The sequence below is a fragment of the Bacteroides sp. HF-162 genome, from assembly GCF_015679285.1.
Taxonomy (GTDB): domain Bacteria; phylum Bacteroidota; class Bacteroidia; order Bacteroidales; family Bacteroidaceae; genus Bacteroides; species Bacteroides uniformis.
The window spans coordinates 2,463,502-2,485,993 of sequence record NZ_CP064937.1 but is presented as its reverse complement, the minus strand read 5'-3'; the positions used below and the strand labels follow the sequence as shown (position 1 = coordinate 2,485,993).

Genomic DNA, 22,492 nt, shown 5'->3' with positions numbered 1-22,492 from the left:
ATCAGTCTTTCTTAATCTTATGCTGCACTTTTGCTTTTGTCTTGTATACCAGGACAAAGAAGAACGGTACAAGCACAATACCGAATACAATGGCAAATATCATTCCGAAGAAAACACCCGTACCGATGGCCTGACGGCTTGCCGAGCCAGGTCCGCTTGCCAATACCATAGGAAGCATTCCCAATACAAAAGCGAGGGAAGTCATCAGAATAGGGCGGAAACGGAGTTGGGCAGCATGGATGGCAGACTGTATCAAGTCTCCTCCCTTGTCGACCTGCACCTTGGCAAACTCCACAATCAAAATGGCATTCTTTGCCGCAAGTCCCACCAGCATCACCAAGCCAATCTGAAAATAAATATCATTCTCCAATCCGCATATCACAACGCCCAGATAGGCACCCAAAGCGGCAACCGGCAGTGAAAGCAATACAGCGATAGGCACCGTCCAACTTTCATATTGCGCAGCCAAAAAGAGGAATACGAAAAGGAATACCAGCGTAAGCACAAGGCCCGTCTGTCCTCCCGCTTTCTTTTCCTGATAGGAAAGGCCACTCCACTCCAGACCAATATTGTCTGGCAAGTGGTCACGCGCAATCTGCTCCATAATCTCCATTGCCTGACCGGAACTGTAACCTTGTGCCGCAGAACCGCGGATGACGGCAGTAGTAAACATATTGAAACGCTTGATACTGCCCGGACCGGTGGTATAAGAGGCATTTCCCAAGGAAGTAAGCGGCACCATCGCTCCGTCCTTTGCCTTTACAAAGAACAAGTTGATATTATCCTTATGCTCACGATAAGGAGCCTCAGCCTGAATATACACCTTATATATACGGTTGAACATATTGAAGTCATTCACATATACAGAACCGGTATAAGCCTTCATGGTAGAGAATACATCCGCCAGGGGCACACCCAGCATTTTCACCTTATCACGGTCCACATCAAAATAAAGCTGCGGTATTTCAGACTGCAAGGATGATGAAAGCCCCGTCAGCTCCTTATGTTTCTGGGCATAATACATCAGTGTATCTGCCGCCTGCACCAGGTTGTCAAACGTTGCTTCTCCACGCGCCTCAAGCTGCATTTCGAAACCTCCCGAAGTACCCAATCCCGGAATGACCGGAGGCGTGGAAAGATAAACCCTGCATTCGGGATATTCCTTCAAATCCTTCTCCACATTCTCCATTATCTTATCGATGGAAATTCCCTTACGTTCTTCCCACGGTTTCAGGATAACCGTCAGCTCACTGCGCGCCTGGTTACTACCCACACGGGGACTGCTACCTGTCACGTTCTGCACATAGGCCACATAGGGATTCTTCTCCAAGTATTGCACAGCACGATCCGTCACCACACGGGTTCGCTCCAAAGTAGCACCTTCCGGCAACTCCAACTCTATCTTAAAATAGCCCTGGTCTTCTACCGGCAGGAAGCTGGTAGGCACCAACCGGTGGATAATGAAAATAGCAACCAGTACCAGCCCGAACGCACTCATTAAGCGGCGGGGATTCTTGATGACCCGATTAATGACAGCCACATATTTGTGATTGCCCAAGTTCAGCCATTCATTGATTTTGCGGAAAACTATGTTCTTTTTCTTTCCATTGTCGGGTTTCAATATGAGCGAGCACATGACGGGACTAAGTGTCAGGGCCACTACCGTAGAAAGCAACACAGAAACGGCGATAGTAATGGTAAACTGACGGTATAACTGTCCGGTGATTCCACTCAAGAAACTTACCGGTACAAATACGGCACAGAGCACCAATGATGTAGCAATCAAGGCACTTGCCAATCCGTTCATCGCCTTTTTGGTAGCTTCATACGGGCTCAATTTCTCCGTCTCCATAAGATGCTCTACGTTCTCCACCACCACAATGGCATCATCCACCACAATACCGATAGCGAGAATCAATCCAAGCAAAGTCAGTATGTTCAGAGAGAAACCGAAAATAAGCATGAAACCGAAGGTACCAATCAGGGAAATAGGTACCGCAACAATCGGTATCACCGTCGCACGCCAACTTTGCAAGGAAAGAAATACGACCAGTACCACCAGAATCAGCGCTTCGAACAACGTCTTGTATACCTCGTGAATGGATTCGGAAATATAAGTCGTCATGTCGAAGGGAATCTCATAACTCATCCCCTCAGGGAAATTTGCACTGATTTCCTCCATAGCAGCCTTCACGCTTTTTGCAACTTCCATTGCATTGGCCCCGGGAAGCATATAAATACCGAGAACAGCAGCATTCTCACCGTTGATTCCACTCTCCGTACTATATGAAGATGCTTCCAATGAAACACGAGCCACATCGCGCAGACGAATAATGGAACCGTTGGCATTGGCACGGACCACAATATCCTCAAACTGCTTTACCGAACTTAAGCGTCCCTGGGTAGTGATAGGGATAGTAATGTCGAGCCCATTCACCGGCTGTTGTCCCAAAACACCCGCAGCAGACTCACGGTTCTGGTCCTTCAGGGCATTCTGCAAATCCTGCACCGTCAGTCCGAAGTTGGCAAGTTTGTCGGGCAACGCCCATATCTGCATGGCATAGTAGCGACTGCCAATGTTGGAAACACGTCCAACACCGGGGATACGGCGCAACAAGTCGAGTACATTGATAGTAGCAAAGTTACTCAAATAAATTTCGTCGAACTTCGGGTCACTGGAAGTCAGACAGATGGTCATCAACTGGCTGGGAGCCTGCTTTTCCACAGAAATACCGTTTTGAATCACTTCGGCCGGCAAACGGCTCTCCGCCAGTTTCACACGATTCTGTATTTCTACGGCAGCCAAATCCGGATCGGCAGACACGTCGAAAGTGACCGTAGCCGAAAATCCTCCAGAATTGGAACTGTTGGACTCCATATATAGCATACCGGGAGTACCGTTTATCTCCTGCTCGATAGGGGTTGCCACCGCCTGCGAAACAGTCAATGCACTAGCTCCCGGATAGGAAGCACTGATTTTCACTACTGGAGGCGTTATCTGTGGATATTGGTCTACCGGCAGCATGGTCAGGCCAATGATACCGACAATTACAATCACAATCGATATCACCGCCGAGAATACCGGGCGGTCTATAAAGAAACTTACTTTCATAACATCATTACTTTGAAGGGTTGTTGTCCTTTGATTTATTCTCAGTCGGAGTAGTCTGCTTCGTTTCGGAAACAACCTGCTTGTTCAGAGAATCACTCGTCTGTTCTTCCTCCTTTTTAGGAACGGCAACCTGGGCACGTACTTTCATACCCGGAGTCAGCTTGTGGAAACCTTCCGTCACAATTTGTTCTCCGGCAGCCAGACCACGTTCAACCACCCAATTGTTGCCAAATTCAGGTCCCAACTCAATGAAACGCTTTTCAACCGTAGAGTCCCGGCGCATCACAAAAATATATGCACCACCTTTCTCAATGGTAACTGCCTTTTGAGGAACGGCGACAGCACCCTCACGTACATCCAGCAACAGCTTCACCTTTGTAAACTGCCCCGGCAACAACACTCTGTCAGGATTCGGCATTTCTGCACGTACGGAGAATGTTCCCGTCTGCGGGTCCACCTGAGGTTCGGCAAAGTCCACATACCCCTTATAAGGATAAATAGTATTATCCGCCAAAGTAATCGTAATGTTCGGCTGCCAGGAACGCGTCGAGTCCTGACGCCCTATATCGATATTCCGTTCCTTGCTTTTCAGGTAATCCAATGCCGTCATACTGAAGTCTACCAGCACTGTATCGCTTTTCACAATCGTAGCCAGCAAGGACTTACCTCCCGGTCCGACCAATGTTCCCAAATCCACATTTCTTTCACTGATATGTCCCGATAGCGGAGAACGGACCAATGTATACCCCAATTCCAATTCAGCTTGATCCAAATCGGCCTGGCTCATCGCTACCGAGGCTTCTGCAGTCTCATAAGCAGCCTGGGCATTGTCTAAATCCAGCTGGCTGGCAGCGTTCTGCGCATAAAGGGGGCGGATACGCTCCAAATCACGTTTTGCCTTCAATGCCTGCGCCTCATCCTTCTTTAACTGTGCACGGACTTTGTCAGCCTTTGCCCTATACTGGTCCTGGTTTATTACAAAAAGCACCTGGTTCTTGGTGACATATGTTCCTTCTGCAAAAAGCATATTCTCCAAATACCCTTCCACACGCGCACGTACCTCTACAAACTGCTGGGCACGAATACGTCCCACGTACTCACCATATATCTCTACATCTCCTTTTTCTGCAGATTCTACGATTACGGTAGGAGCTTCCGGTTCAACCTTCTTAGGCCAAGTCAGAATAAAATAACCAGCCAACAATACCGTCATGCAGGCAACCATCATCAGTAGCCTCTTCTTCTTCAGCTTTAATTCTTTTTTCGTAAAAAACTGTTTCATGCTTGTTTGTCTATTAAATTTAACCCTATTTCCTTCTATCAAAGCAAATTCGATGCCAATCCACCACTATCTTATCAGTTACATCTAATAAGCTATATATCAGACAGAAGATAAGATAGTAATTCTTTATTCATGGGGGCATCTTCCATTTTACCTTGTGGAATACATCCACAGTTTGTAGAATTATTCCACAAAAGTAATAAATTAAAAACACATAAAAACCCTTTTTTCCTCTACACTAACAAAGAAAAACATTATCTTTACCGAAAATAACTCAGATTATTCATTTTAAACGTAAAGATTATGGCAAGTAGAAAAGAACTAAAAAAGAATATAAACTATATTGCGGGTGAATTATTCACAGAGTGTCTTGTAAATAGCTTATATGTACCTGGAACAGACAAACAAAAAGCCGATACACTGATGGCTGAAATTCTAAAAATGCAAGATGAATTCATAAGCCGCATCAGCCATACCGAACCAGGAAATGTAAAAGGTTTCTACAAAAAACTTCGTACTGACTTCAATGCAAAAGTAGACGAGATTATTAATGCAATGGGCAAACTGAAATAAGATGAAGAAAGCCTTTTATAGCTTCATTTATTATCGTCTGCTGGGCTGGAAGACAAATGTGACGGTGCCCAACTACGACAAATGTGTAATTTGTGCGGCACCCCATACTTCCAATTGGGACTTATTTATCGGTAAATTGTTTTATGGTGCCATCGGCCGTAAAACCAGCTTCATGATGAAAAAGGAATGGTTCTTTTTTCCTCTTGGAGTGATATTCAAAGCCGTTGGCGGCATTCCGGTGAACCGGGGGCGCAAGTCTTCCTTGGTAGACCAAATGACAGAAAGGTTTGCCGCCAGTAAGCATTTCCATCTGGCCATCACTCCCGAAGGAACCCGTAAAGCCAATCCAAACTGGAAGAAAGGCTTTTATTACATAGCACTGAAAGCACAAGTACCCATTATGCTTATCGGGATTGATTATCCTTCCAAGACCATCTCCTCTACCAAAGCTGTCATGCCTACCGGAGACATAGAAAAGGATATGCGCGAGATAAAACTGTACTTCAAGAACTTTAAAGGAAAAAATCCCGAAAATTTTGATTTAGGAAATATCTAATCAGGTATTAAGCATTAATGCCATGCGAATAAGCATTCTGCAAACAGACATTGTCTGGGAAAATAAACAAGAAAATCTCCGTCGTCTCCGCGAGAAGTTAGAAACTCTTCGTGGAACAACGGAGATTGTTGTTTTACCGGAAACATTCTCCACTGGCTTCAGTATGGACACCAGCAGCTTGGCCGAACCTACAACGGGAGAAACCATCACGACTCTGCGCCGATGGTCTGAAGAATACCAACTCGCTCTTACAGGCAGCTATATTGCCTGCGAAACAGCCTCGAAAGGAGGAAATCCCTCCTACTACAACCGTGCATTCTTCCTTACGCCCGAAGGCAATGCCTACTATTACGACAAACGACACCTCTTCCGGATGGGACACGAAACAGAGCATTTCACTTCCGGCTGCCAACGTCCCATTATCCAGTATCGCGGCTGGAACATACTGTTGCTTGTATGTTATGACCTCCGCTTCCCAGTTTGGAGCCGCAATAAGCACAGCGAATACGACCTTCTTATTTATGTTGCCAACTGGCCCGTTTCCCGCCGGAAAGTCTGGGACATTCTGTTGCAAGCACGTGCTTTGGAAAATATCAGTTATGTCTGCGGTGTCAACCGTATCGGCAGAGACGGCAGAGACATTCCACACAGCGGAGGCAGTGTGGTCTACTCTCCGAAGGGGGAAGTGCTTGCCACTGTACCCGACAACGAAGAGACAACTGCCACCGCCTCCCTCAGCCTTTCCTCCCTGCAGGAGTTCAGGTTAAAGTTTCCCGCTTGGAAAGATGCGGACGAGTTCGTTATTTCTTCAAATAATAGTTCACAGTAGTCACTACACGTACGCTTTTTATATAAGGAGTATAAGCATCGCGGTCACTGATGGAAAACTGCCCTTGCGAGGCATTGCGGATTTTTCCCAGTTCACTGTCCGAATCCTTAGCAAATTTCTCGGCTGCGGCACGGGCATTTTTGGTAGCTTCTTCTATCATTTTGGGTTTCACTTCATTGAGACCGGTAAATTCATAAGACACGTTATATTTATAATCCCCTCCCGTGATGGCAATGCCCTGCTTCAAGAGTTCTGCTTGCCCGGACATGAGTTTACGTACCCTATCCACATTCTTGGAAGTGACAGTGATGACAGACGTGGCATTATAACGATAAGCCACGTTGCGGTCAACATAACGTTCGGCCTGCATGTCAATCACTTCGGGTGGTGCAATACTTATTTCCTCCTTCTCAATGCCGTTGTTTTCAAGGAAACCCACGATGGCAGCGTTTTTCTTCTCCATATTGGCATAAAGCAGTGCAGGATCATTACCTATGTCTTTGTAGACAAGAGGCCAGACTACTTTGTCGGCAGGTACTTCCATCTCAGCCAACCCTTTCACACTGACTACACGATCCTTATTCACAAAATTGTTGATACCGCCTTTTACCATGATTCCCAACAAAAGCAACCCCACAGCTATGATGGCTGCTTCTACTTTCCAGCTTTTCATACATTAATATTTTAGAGTTTATAAACACACACAAATATAACAAACCCAAACGACAAAAAGTGCAATGAATGGTCTATTTTTATATGATTATCCTCACTTATACCCCAAACGAACGAGACATTATACAAAATGCACCCAATCCGCTTTTTTAGAGTATTTAATGAAAATACCCCAAAGAAAGAGTACATCTTCTCCAAAAAGTACCTATTTTTGTCCTTCGAAACAATGTCAAAGCGACAACATGATTAATTTAATAATTCTAACCCCTAAATCCTATGTTGACCCAACGTAAAATCCATACTCACGGTGGCGATTGGCCATGACTTTATGGAATGTACCGAAGACACTTTCCGTACGGCTGTCAAACCCCATATGAGATATGGGACGAACAGTATTTCTTAATTAATCTTCAGCAATATGCGGATGAACATTGTTTTTCGTATATTTGTTGATTGAAAGAACAGTACAATACTTAATCATTTATTAATAATAAATTTTATGAAAACCAATCTAAGCTCTCAAATCACTCTCAACAGAGTCTCCCCCAGGTACTACAGACCTGAGAATGCATTTGAACGGTCGGTATTGACCCGACTGGAAAAAATCCCTACAGATATTTATGAGTCTGCAGAAGAAGGCGCCAACCAAATTGCCCTTGACATTGCACAGTTAATCCGTGACAAGCAAAAGGCGGGACGTTTCTGTGTCTTGGCACTGGCAGGCGGTAACTCTCCGCGCAATGTATATGCAAACTTGGTACGTATGCACCAGGAAGAGGGATTAAGTTTCCGCAACGTAGTCATATTCAACCTCTACGAATATTATCCATTAGCTCCCAATGCCATCAACAGTAACTTCAACGCATTGAAGGAAATGCTGATAGACCATGTGGACATTGACAAACAGAATGTTTTCACCCCCGACAGCACCATCGCCAAAGACACCATCTTTGAATATTGCCGTCTTTACGAGCAGCGCATTGAAAGTTTCGGTGGCTTAGATATCGCTTTGCTGGGCATTGGTCGTGTAGGTAACATCGGTTTCAACGAACCGGGTTCACGCCAGAACTCTACCACCCGTCTGATATTGCTGGACAGCGATTCCCGCAATGAAGCTTCCAAAATGTTCGGTAGCATTGAAAATACCCCCATCAGCTCCATCACCATGGGAGTAGCCACCATCCTCTCGGCAAAGAAAATATATCTACTGGCATGGGGTGAGGAGAAAGCACAAAAGGTGAAAGAATGCGTTGAAGGTCCGGTAACAGATACTATCCCTGCATCTTATCTACAGACCCACAACAATGCACATGTAGCTATCGACTTGTCTGCCGCCGCCAACTTGACACGTATCCAACGCCCCTGGCTGGTAACTTCCTGCGAATGGAACGACAAGCTCATCCGCAGCGCCATCGTCTGGCTATGCCAACTCACCGGAAAACCCATTCTGAAGCTGACCAACAAGGACTACAACGAAAACGGTTTGAGTGAATTGCTGGCATTGTTCGGTTCAGCCTATAACGTGAACATCAAGATATTCAATGACCTGCAGCATACCATCACCGGATGGCCGGGCGGCAAGCCGAACGCAGACGACACCTATCGCCCCGAACGTGCAAAGCCCTATCCCAAACGCGTGGTCGTATTCTCTCCGCATCCCGATGACGACGTTATCTCTATGGGAGGTACCATCCGTCGTCTGGTAGAACAGAAACATGACGTGCATGTGGCTTACGAAACTTCCGGTAACATTGCCGTAGGCGATGAAGAAGTTATCCGTTTCCTGCACTTCATCAACGGGTTCAACCAAATCTTCAACAACAGCGAGGACCAGGTTATCAACGACAAATATGCCGAAATCCGCAAGTATCTGAAGGAGAAGAAAGACGGTGACATGGATACACGCGACATCCTGACCATCAAGGGGCTGATTCGTCGTGGCGAAGCACGTACCGCATGTACATACAATAACATACCTTTGGATCACTGCCACTTCCTCGACCTGCCGTTCTACGAAACGGGCAAGATACAGAAGAATCCTATCAGCGAAGCAGACGTGGAAATCGTACGCAACTTGTTGCGTGAAGTGAAACCCCATCAGATTTTCGTTGCCGGTGACCTGGCCGACCCGCACGGAACACACCGTGTTTGTACGGACGCCGTATTTGCCGCCATCGACCTGGAAAAAGAAGAAGGTGCCAAATGGTTGAAGGAATGCCGCATCTGGATGTACCGCGGTGCATGGGCAGAATGGGAAATCGAAAATATCGAAATGGCTGTGCCCATCAGCCCGGAGGAACTGCGTGCCAAGCGTAACTCTATCCTGAAGCATCAGTCACAAATGGAAAGTGCACCGTTCCTGGGCAATGACGAACGTCTGTTCTGGCAACGCAGTGAAGACCGCAACCGCGGAACAGCCGCCTTGTACGACAGCCTCGGACTTGCTTCCTATGAAGCGATGGAGGCCTTCGTGGAATACATTCCGCTATAAACGGATGAAATATAAAAAAATAAAAAGAGACTGTCTCCAAATTTTCATTATGGAGACAGCCTCTTTTTTTAATATGTATCGGACAAATCCTATTTATAACTCTCTTCCAATTCTCTGTACCATTTCTGCAAAACAAAGAAAGCTTTTTTCTTCTGTCCTTTATCAGACACCAGCCCTTTGCGATTAAAATCATCTTGTATTTCGGGTACATGACGCCTCGGAGAGCGGAAATCCTTCAGTATCCACGGTGTAGTACCGGCCAGTCCCGGAATACGCTTCAACATATTCACGTGGCGGATATACAAATCTTCCTGATACTCCTCCGTAAACCGTTCTTTCCTGGAACCGTGCCGTCCATACAAAGCACCTCCTCCAAGTTCGCTGATAAAGACCGGTTTCCGGGCATCGAACACCCAGTTCACACGGTCACATTTTTCCGAATCGCCGTCATACCAACCCACATATTCATTAAAGCTGATAATGTCAAGGAGTTCTCCCAACGGGTCATTCACAGTCATAACGCCCGGACGAACTTCTTCCTTCTCCATCGCCGCACCAACCAAGCGGACATTATCCAAACTCCTGACCTTGTTTGCCAGCTTGGTAAGGAATGCCAGGCGCGGTTCACTAAGAGGCGTTTCATTGGCTATAGACCAGATGATAACGTTACATCGATTCTTGTCACGTGCAATCATATCACACAACTGCTGTTCCGCATTCTGATAGGTATCCTTATTCTCCCAATGAATAGTCCAATACACCGGAATCTCCGACCATACCAGAAATCCCATGCGCTCTGCCTCACGCACCATCTCTTCATTGTGGGGATAATGGGCCAGGCGGACAAAATTGCATCCAAGCTCCTTTGCCCAACTCAGTAAAGTACGGGCATGGTCTCTTGAATAGGCACGCCCGCTATAGTAGGGAGTCTCCTCGTGGATACTGATACCTCTGCAGAATATCTCTTCATCGTTCAACAGTATTTTAGTTCCCTCTGTACGGATAGTCCGGAAGCCGATCTCATCAGAGACTTTATCTGTTTCGGAAGACAGATTCACCACATACAGCTTAGGTTTTTCCGGAGTCCACAAGACCGGTTTGGCCTTTACCTGGAACGAAGCATAACCGTTGGAGTCCGTTACAACCTCTTTCTTCACTTTCAGTTCCGGAATATCCAGCACTATCTTTTGCTCTTTGGCAGAACCATCCAGTTGTACCCAGCCTTCAACCGTATCTTTATCATTCTTCTTCAATTGTACGTAATAATCACGTATGTAAGTCGAAGGCGTTTCAATCAAGGTAACCGGCCGGGTGATGCCACCGAAATTCCACCAGTCGGCATTGACCGTAGGCACAGCTTCGGGATGGCGTTTGTTATCGACTTTCACCACGAGGCTATTGGTACCTTCCCTCAAAAGGCCGGTAATTTCAAAATTAAAAGGAGTAAAGCCACCGATATGCCTGCCCAGACGTTTGCCGTTCAGCCATACAATGGCTTCATAATTAACAGCTCCAAAGTTGAGGAAAAGACGTTTGCCCGGTTGCAGGGAGTATTCAAAATGCTTTCGATACCACACAGTGCCTTCATAATAGTACAACTGAGGCCGTTGTGTATTCCAGTCACCGGGAACAAACAGCAGTTTATCCGTTTCAAAATCATACTCTTGAAGTTGGGTCTTATCAGAATAAGTCTTGTCTTGGGCATAACCGCCGTCATAAGGCTTCAAACGATAGTCATAATAACCGTTTTCAAAGGGATCTACAATCGTTTTCCATTGTCCGTCAAGGGACGTTGTCTGGCGTGCACCGACATTCATGATTTGGAGAACCTGCTGCCCGAAGGCCAAAACCGGTACCAGAAGCAAAAGGAAGGCAATACTGCTTTTCAAAAGTGTCTTCATAAGGTTTACATATTATATATGTCTGCAAAAATAATAAAAAGAAAATAACCGCAATCGTCAACGAAGCTTTCTTTTATGTACTTTTGCACGCATCACTGTCTGATAAAAGCAGATATTGACAACTTCATTATTTCATCAATATGAAAAAACTTATCCTAACCGGCATATGGCTCTTATATGGAATCCTCCTTCCGGCACAAGAACTAGAGCAGAATGTGGAAGAACGCCTCCAGACATTCTTTAAGGAATACACCACCCATACGACCAACATCGGTACCTGCAAGCTAGACAGTTTCCGCATTGACTTCCGGAAGAAGAAATTACTTGTCTATGCAAACGAGCGCTTTGCCTACCAGCCTCTACGGCCTGAAACCGTCGATGCCATTTACCGCCATCTGGGACAAATCCTACCAGGACCAGTAAACAACTTCGACCTCACCGTCTTTGCTGATGGGAAAAACATTGAAGAGCTTATCCCCAACCTCTACCGGAAAGGGAAGAAAGACAAGGCACGTACGTTCAGTCACTTGGAATACAAAGGTATACCTTGGGTAACCCGTACTTCACGCCCCTACGAAATCACCCGAGGACTGGAAGGAAATCACATTGCCCTTTGGCAAAGCCACGGGAAATATTACATCAATGACAAGAACAAATGGGGATGGCAACGCCCGAGGCTGTTCTGCACCACGGAAGACCAGTTCACCCAGTCGTTCATCCTGCCCTACCTCCTGCCCATGCTGGAGAATGCAGGAGCCAATGTATTCACTCCCCGCGAAAGGGACACACAAAAGCGGGAAGTCATCGTAGACAATGACGGTAGCCTAAGCAGAGATGGAGGACAAGGTTCCCTCTATCTGGACGTGAAAAGCCGGAAAGCACGTTGGGAACAGACCTCCCAACCCGGATTTGCCCAACGGAAACGAATCTATCAGGACAATGAAAACCCTTTCCTCACCGGTACGGCACGCTTTGCCAAAACTGAAAAGAAGAAAGACAAGGCTTTTGCCGAATGGGTGCCCGATATTCCGGAAACGGGAGAATATGCCGTATACGTATCTTATCAGACTCTGCCGGGCAGCGTAAGCGATGCCAAATACCTTGTATTCCACAACGGAGGCGTCACAGAATTCAAGGTGAACCAGCAAATAGGAGGCGGCACATGGGTGTACCTCGGCACATTCACTTTCGACAAAGGCCGGAATGACTATGGCATGGTGGTATTGAGCAACGAAAGCAAGGAGAAAGGCGTGGTCTGTGCCGATGCCGTCCGCTTTGGAGGAGGCATGGGCAACATTGCCCGCGGAGGACAAACCAGTGGCTTGCCCAGATACCTGGAAGGCGCACGCTACTCTGCCCAATGGGCAGGCATGCCTTACTCTGTTTATGGAGGCTACGAGGGGAAGAATGATATGAACGATGACATCAACGCACGTTCCCGTACGGTGAATTATCTTGCCGGGAAATCAGTATTCAACCCGGCAGAAGAAGGCTTGGGCATCCCCATTGAAATGAGTATGGCCCTGCACAGCGATGCCGGTTTCAGCAAGGAAAATGAGATTATAGGCACTCTAGGCATTTATACCACCAACTTCAACAACGGCAGGCTGAATGCCGGTACAGACCGCCATGCCTCCCGCGACCTCTCGGACGTCCTACTGACGCAGTTGCAGCGTGACATCCGCTCCACCTTCAACGTAGACTGGACACGTCGCAGCCTATGGAACCGCAACTATAGTGAAACGCGCCTGCCCGCCGTTCCTTCCACCATCGTAGAACTGTTGTCTCACCAGAACTTCGCAGATATGCGTCTGGGGCATGACCCCAACTTCAAGTTCACCGTCGGACGTGCACTCTATAAAGCCATTCTGCAATATATATGCAACCAGCACGGGAAAGAGTACATGGTCCAGCCGCTTCCCGTCAGCCACTTTGCCATCCGCTTCGGTAAAAAGAAAAATACTTTAGAGCTCTCCTGGCAAGGCAAGGAAGACCCGTTGGAACCGACTGCCAAACCACGCGAATACATTGTATATACACGTATCGGACGTGGAGGATTTGACAATGGCGTACGTGTCAGTTCTCCGTTCCATACCGTAAAAATAGAACCGGGCATCGTCTATTCCTTCAAAGTAACCGCCGTGAATCGGGGCGGCGAAAGCTTCCCTTCGGAAATCCTTGCTGCCTATAAAGCCAAACGGGAAAAAGGACAGATACTTATCGTCAACGGATTCGACCGTATCAGTGGGCCGGCCGTCATAGACACTCCCGAGACTGTAGGTTTCGACCTATCGCAAGATCCCGGCGTTCCCTATCTCTATGACATCTCCCTCTGCGGTACCCAGCAGAACTTCAACCGGAAGGAAGCGGGAAAACGCCTGGGAGAGAGTAGAGAGGAATACGAAGGTATGAAAATTATCGGAAATACTTTCAATTACCCCTTTATACACGGCAAGGCCATACAAGCCGCCGGTAACTACAGCTTCGTCTCATGCAGCGATGAGGCTGTGGAAAAAGGCATCCTCTCTTTAGAGGACTATCCGATAGTAGACTATATCCTCGGGCTGGAAAAAGAAGACAATTCCAGCAATCCGGCACGCAATACATACTACAAGACATTCTCCTCATCCATGCAGCGCATATTGGCTTCGTATTGCCGGTCGGGAGGCAATCTCCTAGTCAGCGGCGCCTATGTGGGCAGCGACATGGACAATTCGCAGGGTAATAGGGATTTTATCCAGAATATTCTGAAGTACCGGTATGGAAATTCCTTGAAAACAGACGGGGATAAAATCGCTGTCCAAGGGCTGGGGCGTACTTTCACCCTTCCCCGACTGCCGAATGAGCAGGACTATCCGGTCACTTCCCCTGATTGCATCCTGCCCATGTCTCCCGCTTTTCCAGTCATGACCTATGCCACCGGCAACGCATCTGCCGCCGTGGCCTATCAAGGCAGCGATTACCGCACCTTCATCATGGGATTCCCTTTTGAAAGTATCAGGGAAGAAACGTCCAGAAATGCAATTATGGCCTCGATACTTCGCTTTCTCACCACAGATTAGGCAGAGCAACACAGAGAAAAACAGCAATCCCTATAAATAATCTGTAGAAATCTGTGTAATCTGTGGTGAAAAAACTATCTTTGCTTCTATTAATCATTAAACACTAAACATTAAACATCATGTACACCATACAAGCCAACCCCAGCGGAACCCGCAGCTTAGAAGTTTCAGAAGAAAACCTTGCCACCATTGAGAAGTACGGACTCTTCCGCCATCTCATCGACAGCAACGGCATTGTAGACGAAACAGTGCTCGACAAGTTGAAACTGAACATTCGCTCCCTCATCGCCGCACAAGAGGAAGATAGCAAAGACCTACTCGACCTCTGCATCGACGTTATCTATCACAACAACATGAAGGCCTTCGGACTGCAGCAACTCATTAAGCTCTATCTGCAATGGCTTTCCCAACAAGGCACTATAGAAATAGAAGAAGAATAAATGAAAACCATCGATACCTGCGGACAACAGCATTACAGCCCTCTAATCCCTGCCATAAAAGCCATGTGCAAGGCCGGGAAAGGCGAGAAGCTGGAAATCATCATGGACAACGCCACTGCCTTCAATGACATGAAAGAGTATCTTTCCGAGCAGCAGATAGGTTTCCGTGAGATTTACGACGGAGAACGAATGACATTACAGTTTACAATGTATTAATGAAAGAATATCGCCTTACAGACTGGCTTCCCACCACCAAGAAAGAAGTGGAACTGCGTGGTTGGGACGAATTAGATGTAATACTTTTCAGCGGTGATGCCTACGTGGACCATCCGTCTTTTGGAGCCGCCGTCATAGGTCGTATCCTCGAAGAGGAAGGACTACGCGTAGCCATTGTCCCCCAACCGAACTGGCGCGACGACTTACGCGACTTCAAGAAACTGGGACGCCCCCGTCTGTTTTTCGGCATCAGTCCCGGCTGCATGGATTCGATGGTCAATAAATACACTGCTAACAAACGCTTGCGCAGTGATGACGCATATACACCGGACGCACGTCCGGATATGCGCCCCGAATATCCTTCCATTGTATATACCCGGATATTGAAACAACTATTTCCCGATGTCCCCGTCATACTAGGTGGCATCGAGGCAAGTATGCGCCGTTTGACGCACTACGACTATTGGCAAGACCGTGTACGCCCCAGTATCCTCCTCGACAGCGGTGCCGATTCACTCATCTACGGCATGGGAGAGAAACCGGTGGTGGAACTTGCGAATAGGCTGAAATGCCAACAAATAATGGACACCAAAGGCTTCAAACAGCTCATTGCCGATATTCCGCAAATGGTCTATCTCGACAAGGAGGTAGCTGCAGAAGAAGGAGATATTACCCTCTTTTCCCACGAAGAATGTCTGAAGGATAAAAAGAAAGAAGCTGCCAACTTCCGTCATATCGAGGAGGAAAGCAACAAATATACAGCATCCCGCATGTTACAAAAGGTCGGCAAACAGACAGTGGTAGTCAATCCCCCCTATCCTCCCCTGACGGAGGCAGAGCTCGACCATTCTTTCGACTTGCCTTATACGCGCCTGCCCCACCCCAAGTACAAGGGAAAACGTATTCCGGCATACGACATGATAAAGTTCTCCGTCAACCTGCATCGCGGATGTTTCGGAGGGTGTGCCTTCTGCACCATCTCCGCGCATCAGGGCAAGTTCATCGTAAGCCGTAGCAAGGAAAGCGTTCTGAAAGAGGTGAAAGCTATCATGGAGCTGCCCGACTTTAAGGGTTACTTAAGTGACTTGGGAGGCCCGTCGGCCAATATGTACCGCATGAAGGGACGGGATGAGGCCGTCTGCAGGAAATGTAAGCGTCCGTCGTGCATCTACCCCAAGGTATGCCCCAATCTGAATACAGACCACCGTCCGCTGCTTGACATCTATCATGCCGTAGATGCCCTGCCCGGCATCAAGAAGTCGTTCATCGGCAGCGGTGTACGCTATGACCTGCTGCTGCACCAGAGCAAGGACCCGAACACTAACAAAAGTACGCAGGAATATACCCGCGAGCTCATTGCCCGCCATGTCAGCGGTCGCCTGAAGGTAGCACCGGAGCATACGTCAGACCGCGTGCTCAACATCATGCGCAAGCCTCCGTTCAGCCAGTTCGGTGAGTTCAAGAAGATATTCGACAGAATTAACCGTGAAGAAGGACTGCGCCAACAACTCATCCCTTATTTCATCAGCAGTCATCCCGGATGCAAGGAAGAGGATATGGCGGAGCTTGCCGTCATCACCAAGCGACTGGACTTCCATCTGGAGCAAGTGCAAGACTTTACCCCTACTCCCATGACCGTTGCCACCGAAGCATGGTACACGGGCTTCCATCCTTATACGCTGGAACCGGTATTCAGTGCCAAAACGCAGCGCGAGAAACTGGCTCAACGCCAATTCTTCTTCTGGTACAAACCCGAAGAGCGCAGGAACATCATAAACGAACTGCGGCGGATAGGACGGACGGATTTGATAGACAAGCTATACGGGAAACGATAAAAATACGATATTTCCAAGAAACTCACAGCAACTGCATGAAACGATTCCTCCTCTGTCTATCCCTACTCTCCATCGGAGTGACAGGGATGCTGGCACAAAGCGAATGCCTACCGCAAAATTACAGCATCATCCTTGGTGGCGGTGTTTCCTTGCCCCATGTAGAAGGAAACCGCAACGACTTCTTCAGCAAGAACGGCAACCGGGTGGGATATGACCTCATGACAGAAGGCCGCTACTACATCACGCCCCTATTTGCCATGGGACTTCAATATGACTATCTGCGCATGGCCCGCCTGTCGGATAAGGCACATCTGCACTGCATACGCCCCAACATCACATACCGTCCCTTGTGGAGCAACGGTAATCAAGGACTGTTCCTATCATTCGGCATCGGGTATATGAACTATCAAGAACGGACATATAAACGCGGTGAACGGAACGGACACCTTTTCCATAAAGGATATTGTGGAATAACTTTCGCTGCAGGCTATGAGTTCCGCATCAGCTGTAAACTCTCGGGTATGATTCGCTGTGATTTCCTAACAGCAGACTGGTTTGCCAACCCCGATGCACGACTTTACAACACGGACGGCTATGATGACGGAGTAGATCATAGCTGGTTCAAAAACAACATCACTTTCTTCAATTTGGGATTCTCCTTGCAGTTCGGACGTTAGTGGCAGGAGTGGCAACAGTTACTCCTCCACCTGCATTGCCACTACCTCCTGCAACACACAGACAGCTTCTTCCACCGTCCTGACATCCTTCACCAGCATACTCCGTTTGTTGTTCTGCTCGCGCAGGTCGCAACGACGGGTATATTTCATCATGTAGGCAATGACCTTACCGAAAGCCTGGCTCTGATAGTACGGGCTGTCCGGATTGGAGACGAAGAACAGGGACATGCGCCCACCTTTCAGAAAGACTTTCTCCACGCCGAGGCGGGCAGCCAGGCGTCGCAAGGGAACGATGCGCAGCAGTTCTTCCGTTTCGGGAGGAATCGGGCCGAAGCGGTCTTCGAGGCGGGAACGGAAAGCATCCACATCCTTGTCGAGTGTCAATCCGTCCAACTCTCGGTAGAGCAACATACGCTCGCTGCTGCCAGTCACGTAATCGGCAGGCAACAGAAGTTCAAGGTCGCTTTCCACCTGGCATTCGTCGACAAACTGTTCTCCACTGATGACGCCTCCGTCTGCTTTCAGTTCTTCGGCATAAAGGTCGGCAAACTCGTCGGTCTTCAGTTCATGCACAGCTTCGGAGAGAATCTTTTGATAAGTCTCGTAGCCCAAGTCAGCAATGAAACCGCTCTGTTCGGCACCGAGCATATTGCCTGCACCACGGATGTCAAGGTCTTGCATAGCAATGTGGATGCCACTGCCCAGGTCGGAGAAGTTTTCGATGGCTTGCAGACGCCGCTTTGCTTCGGGAGTAAGGGAGGACAAAGGTGGTGCCAGCAGGTAACAGAAAGCTTTTTTATTGCTCCGCCCCACACGTCCGCGCATCTGGTGCAAATCACTGAGGCCGAAGTTCTGCGCCTGGTTGATGATAATGGTATTGGCATTGGGTATGTCGATGCCACTTTCGATGATGGTAGTGGCAAGCAGCACATCGTAATCGTAATTGACGAAATCAAAGATTATCTTCTCCAGTTCGGCAGGCTCCATCTGTCCGTGTCCGATACAGACACGGCAATCGGGAATGTGCCGCTCTATCATGGCCTTCAACTCAAACAGATTGGAAATACGGTTATTCACGAAGAATACCTGCCCGTTACGGCTCATCTCGAAATTGACGGCGTCGGCAATGATTTCCTCGTTGAAGGTGTGCACTTCCGTCTGGATGGGATAACGGTTGGGTGGCGGTGTCTGGATGACGCTCAAGTCGCGCGCACCCATCAGCGAAAACTGCAAGGTACGGGGAATGGGTGTAGCCGTCATGGTCAGCGTATCCACATTCACCTTCAATTGGCGAAGTTTCTCCTTGACGGAGACGCCGAACTTCTGCTCCTCATCAATAATCAACAAACCAAGGTCTTTGAACTTAACGTCTTTTCCCAGGATACGGTGGGTACCGATAAGAATATTCACTTCCCCTTCGGCAAGCCCTTTCACTACAGCCTTTGCCTGAGCAGCGGTGCGGGCACGACTCAGATACTCCACCCGGCAAGGCAAGCCTTTCAATCGCTCCTTGAAGGTCTGGAAATGCTGATAGGCAAGTACGGTAGTGGGCACTAGTACAGCCACTTGCTTATTGTCCGCCACAGCCTTGAAAGCGGCACGAACAGCCACCTCCGTCTTGCCGAAACCCACGTCACCGCACACAAGGCGGTCCATCGGGCGGGCACTCTCCATGTCAGCCTTCACGTCGGAAGTAGCCTTGCTTTGGTCGGGGGTATCCTCATAGATGAAGGAGGCTTCTAACTCCCGTTGCAGGAAGCTGTCGGGACTGTATTGGAAACCCTTCTCCTCGCGGCGTTGCGAGTAGAGTTTTATCAAGTCGCGGGCAATATCCTTTATCTTCGTCTTGGTGCGGTCTTTCAGCTTCTCCCAGGCTCCGGTGCCGAGCTTGTTGAGGTGGGGCGCTTCACCCTCCTTTCCCTTGTACTTGGAAACCTTGTGCAGAGAGTGGATGGAGACAAACACCACATCTTCATTCTGATAGACAATCTTCATCACCTCCTGCGTGGTGTCACCGTTGGGGATACGTACCAGTCCGGCAAAACGCCCCACACCGTGGTCGGTATGCACCACATAGTCGCCGGGGGTGAATTGGTTCAGCTCCTTCAGGCTCAAGGCCACCTTGCCGCTGCGCGCCTTGTCGCTCTTCAAGTTATACTTGTGAAAGCGGTCGAACAGCTGATGATCGGTAAAGATACAGATACGTAAAGTGTCGTCGGCAAAGCCTTCGTGCAGTGTCCGTTCTACGGCGGTAAAGGATATGTTGTCTCCACGGTCCTCAAAGATGGCACGGATGCGGTCGGTCTGTTTCAGGCTGTCGCTGCATATGTAGATGGTGTAGTGACGGGAGAGGTATTCGCGGAAACTCTCCGCCACCATGTCGAAGTTTTTATGGAAGATAGGCTGTACCGTAGTATGGAACGAGACGGTGGCATCCGGTGTTCCGGTGGGCTTGTTGCCAAACTCCATCCGGCGGAAATCGAGGGCGCGCAGGGTGAACTCGCCACCATCAATCAGCTTGCCTTCCAGCGTGATGGCTCCATTCTCCTCCGACTCACGGGCAGCGATGGCCTGTGGGGTGAGCGATTCGTCGTGCACGGTCTGGATGCGTTCGCGTAGCCAGAGGAAATCGCGCATGGCAAGCAAGCTGTCCGACGGAAGGAAATCGAGGAACGACACCATGCCGCCGCTTCCCCTTTTTTCCAGGCTATGGCTCAAGTCGGGAACTATCACGATGCTTTCTTTCCTCTCCTTCGAGAGCTGTGTTTCCACCTCGAAGGTACGGATGCTTTCCACCTCATCGCCGAAGAAGTCTATACGGAAGGGATATTCGGAAGAGAAGGAAAAGACGTCGATAATACTGCCACGAACGGCATACTGCCCCGGCTCGTAAACGTAATCCACATATTCGAAACCGTAGCTGCGCAATACGTCCGTCACAAAGTCCATATCCCCCCTCTCGCCTGCATGCAGTTTCAGTGTATTCTCCCCCAGTTCCTTACGAGAGACCACCTTTTCGGCCAGCGCATCCGGATAGGTCACCACGCAAAGCCCCTCTTCTCCTTTTTGCAGGCGACTCAGCACTTCTGTACGGAGAATTTCGTTTGCCGCATCCTTCTGCCCGTACTTGATGGCGCGACGGAACGAAGAAGGAAAAAACAATACCTGCTCCGTCCCCAATATCTGCGTCAAATCATGATAGAAATAACCGGCTTCCTCCATATCGCCCAGAATGAAAACGAGCGGACAAGTAGCCCGCTGAACCAATACAGACGAAAACAAAGAAGCGGCAGAGGCATATAAACCTCCGCAATATAGGTGACGGACAGAGTTATCTTTCAGAAGCCTGCACACCCCCTCTACATTGGGATGGGAAGCATAAGATTGTTGCAGTTCAGTTATATTCATTGCTTTGCGCTTTTTCCCCCGGTATTGCCTCTCATAAGGTATCCTACCGAAATAAATTCGGTGCAAAAATACACAAATAATCTTTAGCTTTGACCTGTCGGCAACTATGTTCTCTGAAATAATCTTTCTGCTGTCAGCCTGCACATCCTTCACCTTTTTTCTGTATCGCCCTATTTATCGGGGAAGGCAATGAAACTTCTTTTCCTCCAATTATGAATAACACAGCCTGCACAATCCCTATTCAGGAGTTATGTTACACAAAGTTTATCCCCAGCCTGCGGACATGTATCCCAGGGGTTGGTCTGTCTATCCCAAGGCTTGGGATAGACAGACCAAGACTGAAGAGCACTTTTTCTCCCTATATCTACCCACTTTATCCTTTATACTTCGAAAGTTTTTCTTTAATAGTATGAATGTTTTCTGTTAATGATTGAAACGGGAATAGCTAAAGATTGAGGCTAAAGTTCAAAGTCAAGCATACGGTTCTTTGATTTAACCTGCATTCCTCATAGTCAGGAGTTAGAAGGAGCTACATAAATGAAAGAGTCGTGGCGCCAGAACTTTGCAAAATCAAGATTTGTGTGAAAATGCTGCCAGATAAAAAAGAAATGTATTACATTTGTTCCCAGTTATAACCCCCATTACCTATAAGTATGCAAATATCAGACAGCATTGTCATCATCCCCACCTACAATGAACGGGAGAATATAGAAAATATCATCCGTGCCGTTTTTGCTCTGGAACATGGTTTTCACATCCTTGTCATTGAAGACGGTTCGCCCGACGGAACGGCAGATATCGTCAGAACCTTACAGAAAGAGTTCCCCAAACGCCTCTTCATGGTGGAGCGCAAAGGAAAGCTGGGATTGGGAACAGCCTATATAGCCGGCTTTAAGTGGGCATTGCAACGAGACTATGAGTATGTATTCGAAATGGATGCCGACTTCAGCCACAATCCCCAAGACCTGCCCCGTCTCTACCGGGCCTGCTCCGAAGAGGGTGCCGATGTAGCCATCGGTTCACGTTATGTGAGTGGTGTGAACGTAGTGAACTGGCCCATGGGACGTGTACTGATGTCTTATTTTGCCTCCAAATATGTACGCTTCATCACGGGGCTGCCCATCCACGATACTACAGCCGGATTTGTATGTTACCGCCGCCGGGTATTGGAGACTATCAATCTGGACGGTATCCGCTTCAAAGGATACGCCTTCCAGATAGAAATGAAATTCACCGCCTACAAATGCGGCTTCAAGGTAAAGGAAGTGCCTGTCATCTTCATCAATCGCGAACTGGGCACTTCCAAAATGAACAGCAGTATTTTTGGTGAAGCCGTATTCGGAGTGATTCGGTTGAAATGGAACAGTTGGTTTCATAAATATCCTACTGTAGATAAGGAGATGAAGTGATGGGTGATAGAGTGATAGGGGTTTACTAT

General features: G+C 48.1%; 15 protein-coding genes. 10 read left to right on the top strand and 5 right to left on the bottom strand.

The annotated features are described in order from the left end of the window. Nucleotide 1: 1 nt before the first annotated feature. Both ITJ87_RS10010 and ITJ87_RS10005 read right to left on the bottom strand, forming a co-directional pair. Nucleotides 2-3,112, bottom strand: a complete 3,111-nt coding sequence (locus ITJ87_RS10010; protein WP_117965466.1) for an efflux RND transporter permease subunit — start codon at nucleotides 3,110-3,112, stop codon at nucleotides 2-4. A gap of 7 nt (nucleotides 3,113-3,119) precedes the next feature. Then, on the bottom strand, nucleotides 3,120-4,394 hold the full coding sequence (locus ITJ87_RS10005) for an efflux RND transporter periplasmic adaptor subunit (RefSeq protein WP_117600943.1): 1,275 nt from the start codon (nucleotides 4,392-4,394) through the stop codon (nucleotides 3,120-3,122). 303 nt (nucleotides 4,395-4,697) lie between these two features. Between ITJ87_RS10005 and ITJ87_RS10000 the strand changes: the two genes are divergently transcribed. From ITJ87_RS10000 to ITJ87_RS09990, 3 genes are read left to right on the top strand one after another with little or no spacing between them, the layout of a single operon-like run. Continuing rightward, nucleotides 4,698-4,967: a hypothetical protein gene (locus tag ITJ87_RS10000; protein WP_117600944.1), complete on the top strand. Its 270-nt coding sequence runs from the start codon at nucleotides 4,698-4,700 to the stop codon at nucleotides 4,965-4,967. Between the two features lies 1 nt (nucleotide 4,968). After that, the gene (locus ITJ87_RS09995; RefSeq protein ID WP_117965468.1) at nucleotides 4,969-5,523 is read left to right on the top strand and encodes a 1-acyl-sn-glycerol-3-phosphate acyltransferase; all 555 of its coding nucleotides are present in this window, start codon (nucleotides 4,969-4,971) and stop codon (nucleotides 5,521-5,523) included. A gap of 22 nt (nucleotides 5,524-5,545) precedes the next feature. Further along, nucleotides 5,546-6,352, top strand: a complete 807-nt coding sequence (locus ITJ87_RS09990) for an amidohydrolase (RefSeq protein WP_117600946.1) — start codon at nucleotides 5,546-5,548, stop codon at nucleotides 6,350-6,352. Here ITJ87_RS09990 and ITJ87_RS09985 read toward each other — a convergent pair. Then, the gene (locus ITJ87_RS09985) at nucleotides 6,324-7,025 is read right to left on the bottom strand and encodes an SIMPL domain-containing protein (protein ID WP_117600947.1); all 702 of its coding nucleotides are present in this window, start codon (nucleotides 7,023-7,025) and stop codon (nucleotides 6,324-6,326) included. The two genes, ITJ87_RS09990 and ITJ87_RS09985, sit on opposite strands and share 29 nt — an antisense overlap. Before the next feature lie 498 nt (nucleotides 7,026-7,523). On the opposite strand from ITJ87_RS09985, the gene ITJ87_RS09980 reads away from it, so the two are divergent. Further along, nucleotides 7,524-9,515: a glucosamine-6-phosphate deaminase gene (locus ITJ87_RS09980; RefSeq protein ID WP_117600948.1), complete on the top strand. Its 1,992-nt coding sequence runs from the start codon at nucleotides 7,524-7,526 to the stop codon at nucleotides 9,513-9,515. A gap of 89 nt (nucleotides 9,516-9,604) precedes the next feature. Here ITJ87_RS09980 and ITJ87_RS09975 read toward each other — a convergent pair whose 3' ends face one another. After that, the gene (locus tag ITJ87_RS09975) at nucleotides 9,605-11,416 is read right to left on the bottom strand and encodes a glycoside hydrolase family 2 protein (RefSeq protein WP_117600949.1); all 1,812 of its coding nucleotides are present in this window, start codon (nucleotides 11,414-11,416) and stop codon (nucleotides 9,605-9,607) included. Between the two features lie 140 nt (nucleotides 11,417-11,556). Here ITJ87_RS09975 and ITJ87_RS09970 point away from each other — a divergent pair, with 140 nt between their 5' ends. The 5 genes from ITJ87_RS09970 to ITJ87_RS09950 all read left to right on the top strand — a co-directional run bounded on the left by ITJ87_RS09970 (nucleotide 11,557) and on the right by ITJ87_RS09950 (nucleotide 17,646). Then, complete coding sequence (locus ITJ87_RS09970; protein WP_117965470.1) at nucleotides 11,557-14,478, top strand: xanthan lyase; 2,922 nt, start codon at nucleotides 11,557-11,559, stop codon at nucleotides 14,476-14,478. A gap of 119 nt (nucleotides 14,479-14,597) precedes the next feature. Beyond that, nucleotides 14,598-14,918 carry a hypothetical protein gene (locus tag ITJ87_RS09965; protein ID WP_117600951.1) on the top strand — a complete coding sequence of 107 codons (321 nt, stop codon included), beginning with the start codon at nucleotides 14,598-14,600 and terminating at the stop codon, nucleotides 14,916-14,918. Then, a complete protein-coding gene (locus ITJ87_RS09960) occupies nucleotides 14,919-15,134 on the top strand; it encodes a sulfurtransferase TusA family protein (RefSeq protein WP_117600952.1) in 216 nt (71 codons plus the stop codon). Then, complete coding sequence (locus ITJ87_RS09955) at nucleotides 15,134-16,969, top strand: YgiQ family radical SAM protein (protein ID WP_117600953.1); 1,836 nt, start codon at nucleotides 15,134-15,136, stop codon at nucleotides 16,967-16,969. Before ITJ87_RS09960 ends, ITJ87_RS09955 begins: the two co-directional genes overlap by 1 nt. A gap of 35 nt (nucleotides 16,970-17,004) precedes the next feature. Next, the gene (locus tag ITJ87_RS09950) at nucleotides 17,005-17,646 is read left to right on the top strand and encodes a hypothetical protein (protein ID WP_117887546.1); all 642 of its coding nucleotides are present in this window, start codon (nucleotides 17,005-17,007) and stop codon (nucleotides 17,644-17,646) included. An 18-nt stretch (nucleotides 17,647-17,664) separates the two neighbouring features. Here the strand turns inward: ITJ87_RS09950 and mfd are convergent, their stop codons facing one another. Further along, entirely contained in the window at nucleotides 17,665-21,054 is a 3,390-nt protein-coding gene (gene mfd / locus ITJ87_RS09945; RefSeq protein ID WP_117887545.1) for a transcription-repair coupling factor, read from the bottom strand. 653 nt (nucleotides 21,055-21,707) lie between these two features. On the opposite strand from mfd, the gene ITJ87_RS09940 reads away from it, so the two are divergent. Beyond that, on the top strand, nucleotides 21,708-22,463 hold the full coding sequence (locus ITJ87_RS09940) for a polyprenol monophosphomannose synthase (RefSeq protein ID WP_117600756.1): 756 nt from the start codon (nucleotides 21,708-21,710) through the stop codon (nucleotides 22,461-22,463). Nucleotides 22,464-22,492 lie beyond the last annotated feature (29 nt).

Coding starts and splice junctions, on each gene's coding strand:
- ITJ87_RS09940 (WP_117600756.1), top strand. CDS start 21,708: ATGCAAATATCAGACAGCATTGTCATCATCCCCACCTACAATGAACGG.
- ITJ87_RS09965 (WP_117600951.1), top strand. CDS start 14,598: ATGTACACCATACAAGCCAACCCCAGCGGAACCCGCAGCTTAGAAGTT.
- ITJ87_RS09960 (WP_117600952.1), top strand. CDS start 14,919: ATGAAAACCATCGATACCTGCGGACAACAGCATTACAGCCCTCTAATC.
- ITJ87_RS09970 (WP_117965470.1), top strand. CDS start 11,557: ATGAAAAAACTTATCCTAACCGGCATATGGCTCTTATATGGAATCCTC.
- ITJ87_RS10005 (WP_117600943.1), bottom strand. CDS start 4,394: ATGAAACAGTTTTTTACGAAAAAAGAATTAAAGCTGAAGAAGAAGAGG.
- mfd (WP_117887545.1), bottom strand. CDS start 21,054: ATGAATATAACTGAACTGCAACAATCTTATGCTTCCCATCCCAATGTA.
- ITJ87_RS10010 (WP_117965466.1), bottom strand. CDS start 3,112: ATGAAAGTAAGTTTCTTTATAGACCGCCCGGTATTCTCGGCGGTGATA.
- ITJ87_RS09995 (WP_117965468.1), top strand. CDS start 4,969: ATGAAGAAAGCCTTTTATAGCTTCATTTATTATCGTCTGCTGGGCTGG.
- ITJ87_RS09985 (WP_117600947.1), bottom strand. CDS start 7,025: ATGAAAAGCTGGAAAGTAGAAGCAGCCATCATAGCTGTGGGGTTGCTT.
- ITJ87_RS09990 (WP_117600946.1), top strand. CDS start 5,546: ATGCGAATAAGCATTCTGCAAACAGACATTGTCTGGGAAAATAAACAA.
- ITJ87_RS10000 (WP_117600944.1), top strand. CDS start 4,698: ATGGCAAGTAGAAAAGAACTAAAAAAGAATATAAACTATATTGCGGGT.
- ITJ87_RS09975 (WP_117600949.1), bottom strand. CDS start 11,416: ATGAAGACACTTTTGAAAAGCAGTATTGCCTTCCTTTTGCTTCTGGTA.
- ITJ87_RS09950 (WP_117887546.1), top strand. CDS start 17,005: ATGAAACGATTCCTCCTCTGTCTATCCCTACTCTCCATCGGAGTGACA.
- ITJ87_RS09980 (WP_117600948.1), top strand. CDS start 7,524: ATGAAAACCAATCTAAGCTCTCAAATCACTCTCAACAGAGTCTCCCCC.
- ITJ87_RS09955 (WP_117600953.1), top strand. CDS start 15,134: ATGAAAGAATATCGCCTTACAGACTGGCTTCCCACCACCAAGAAAGAA.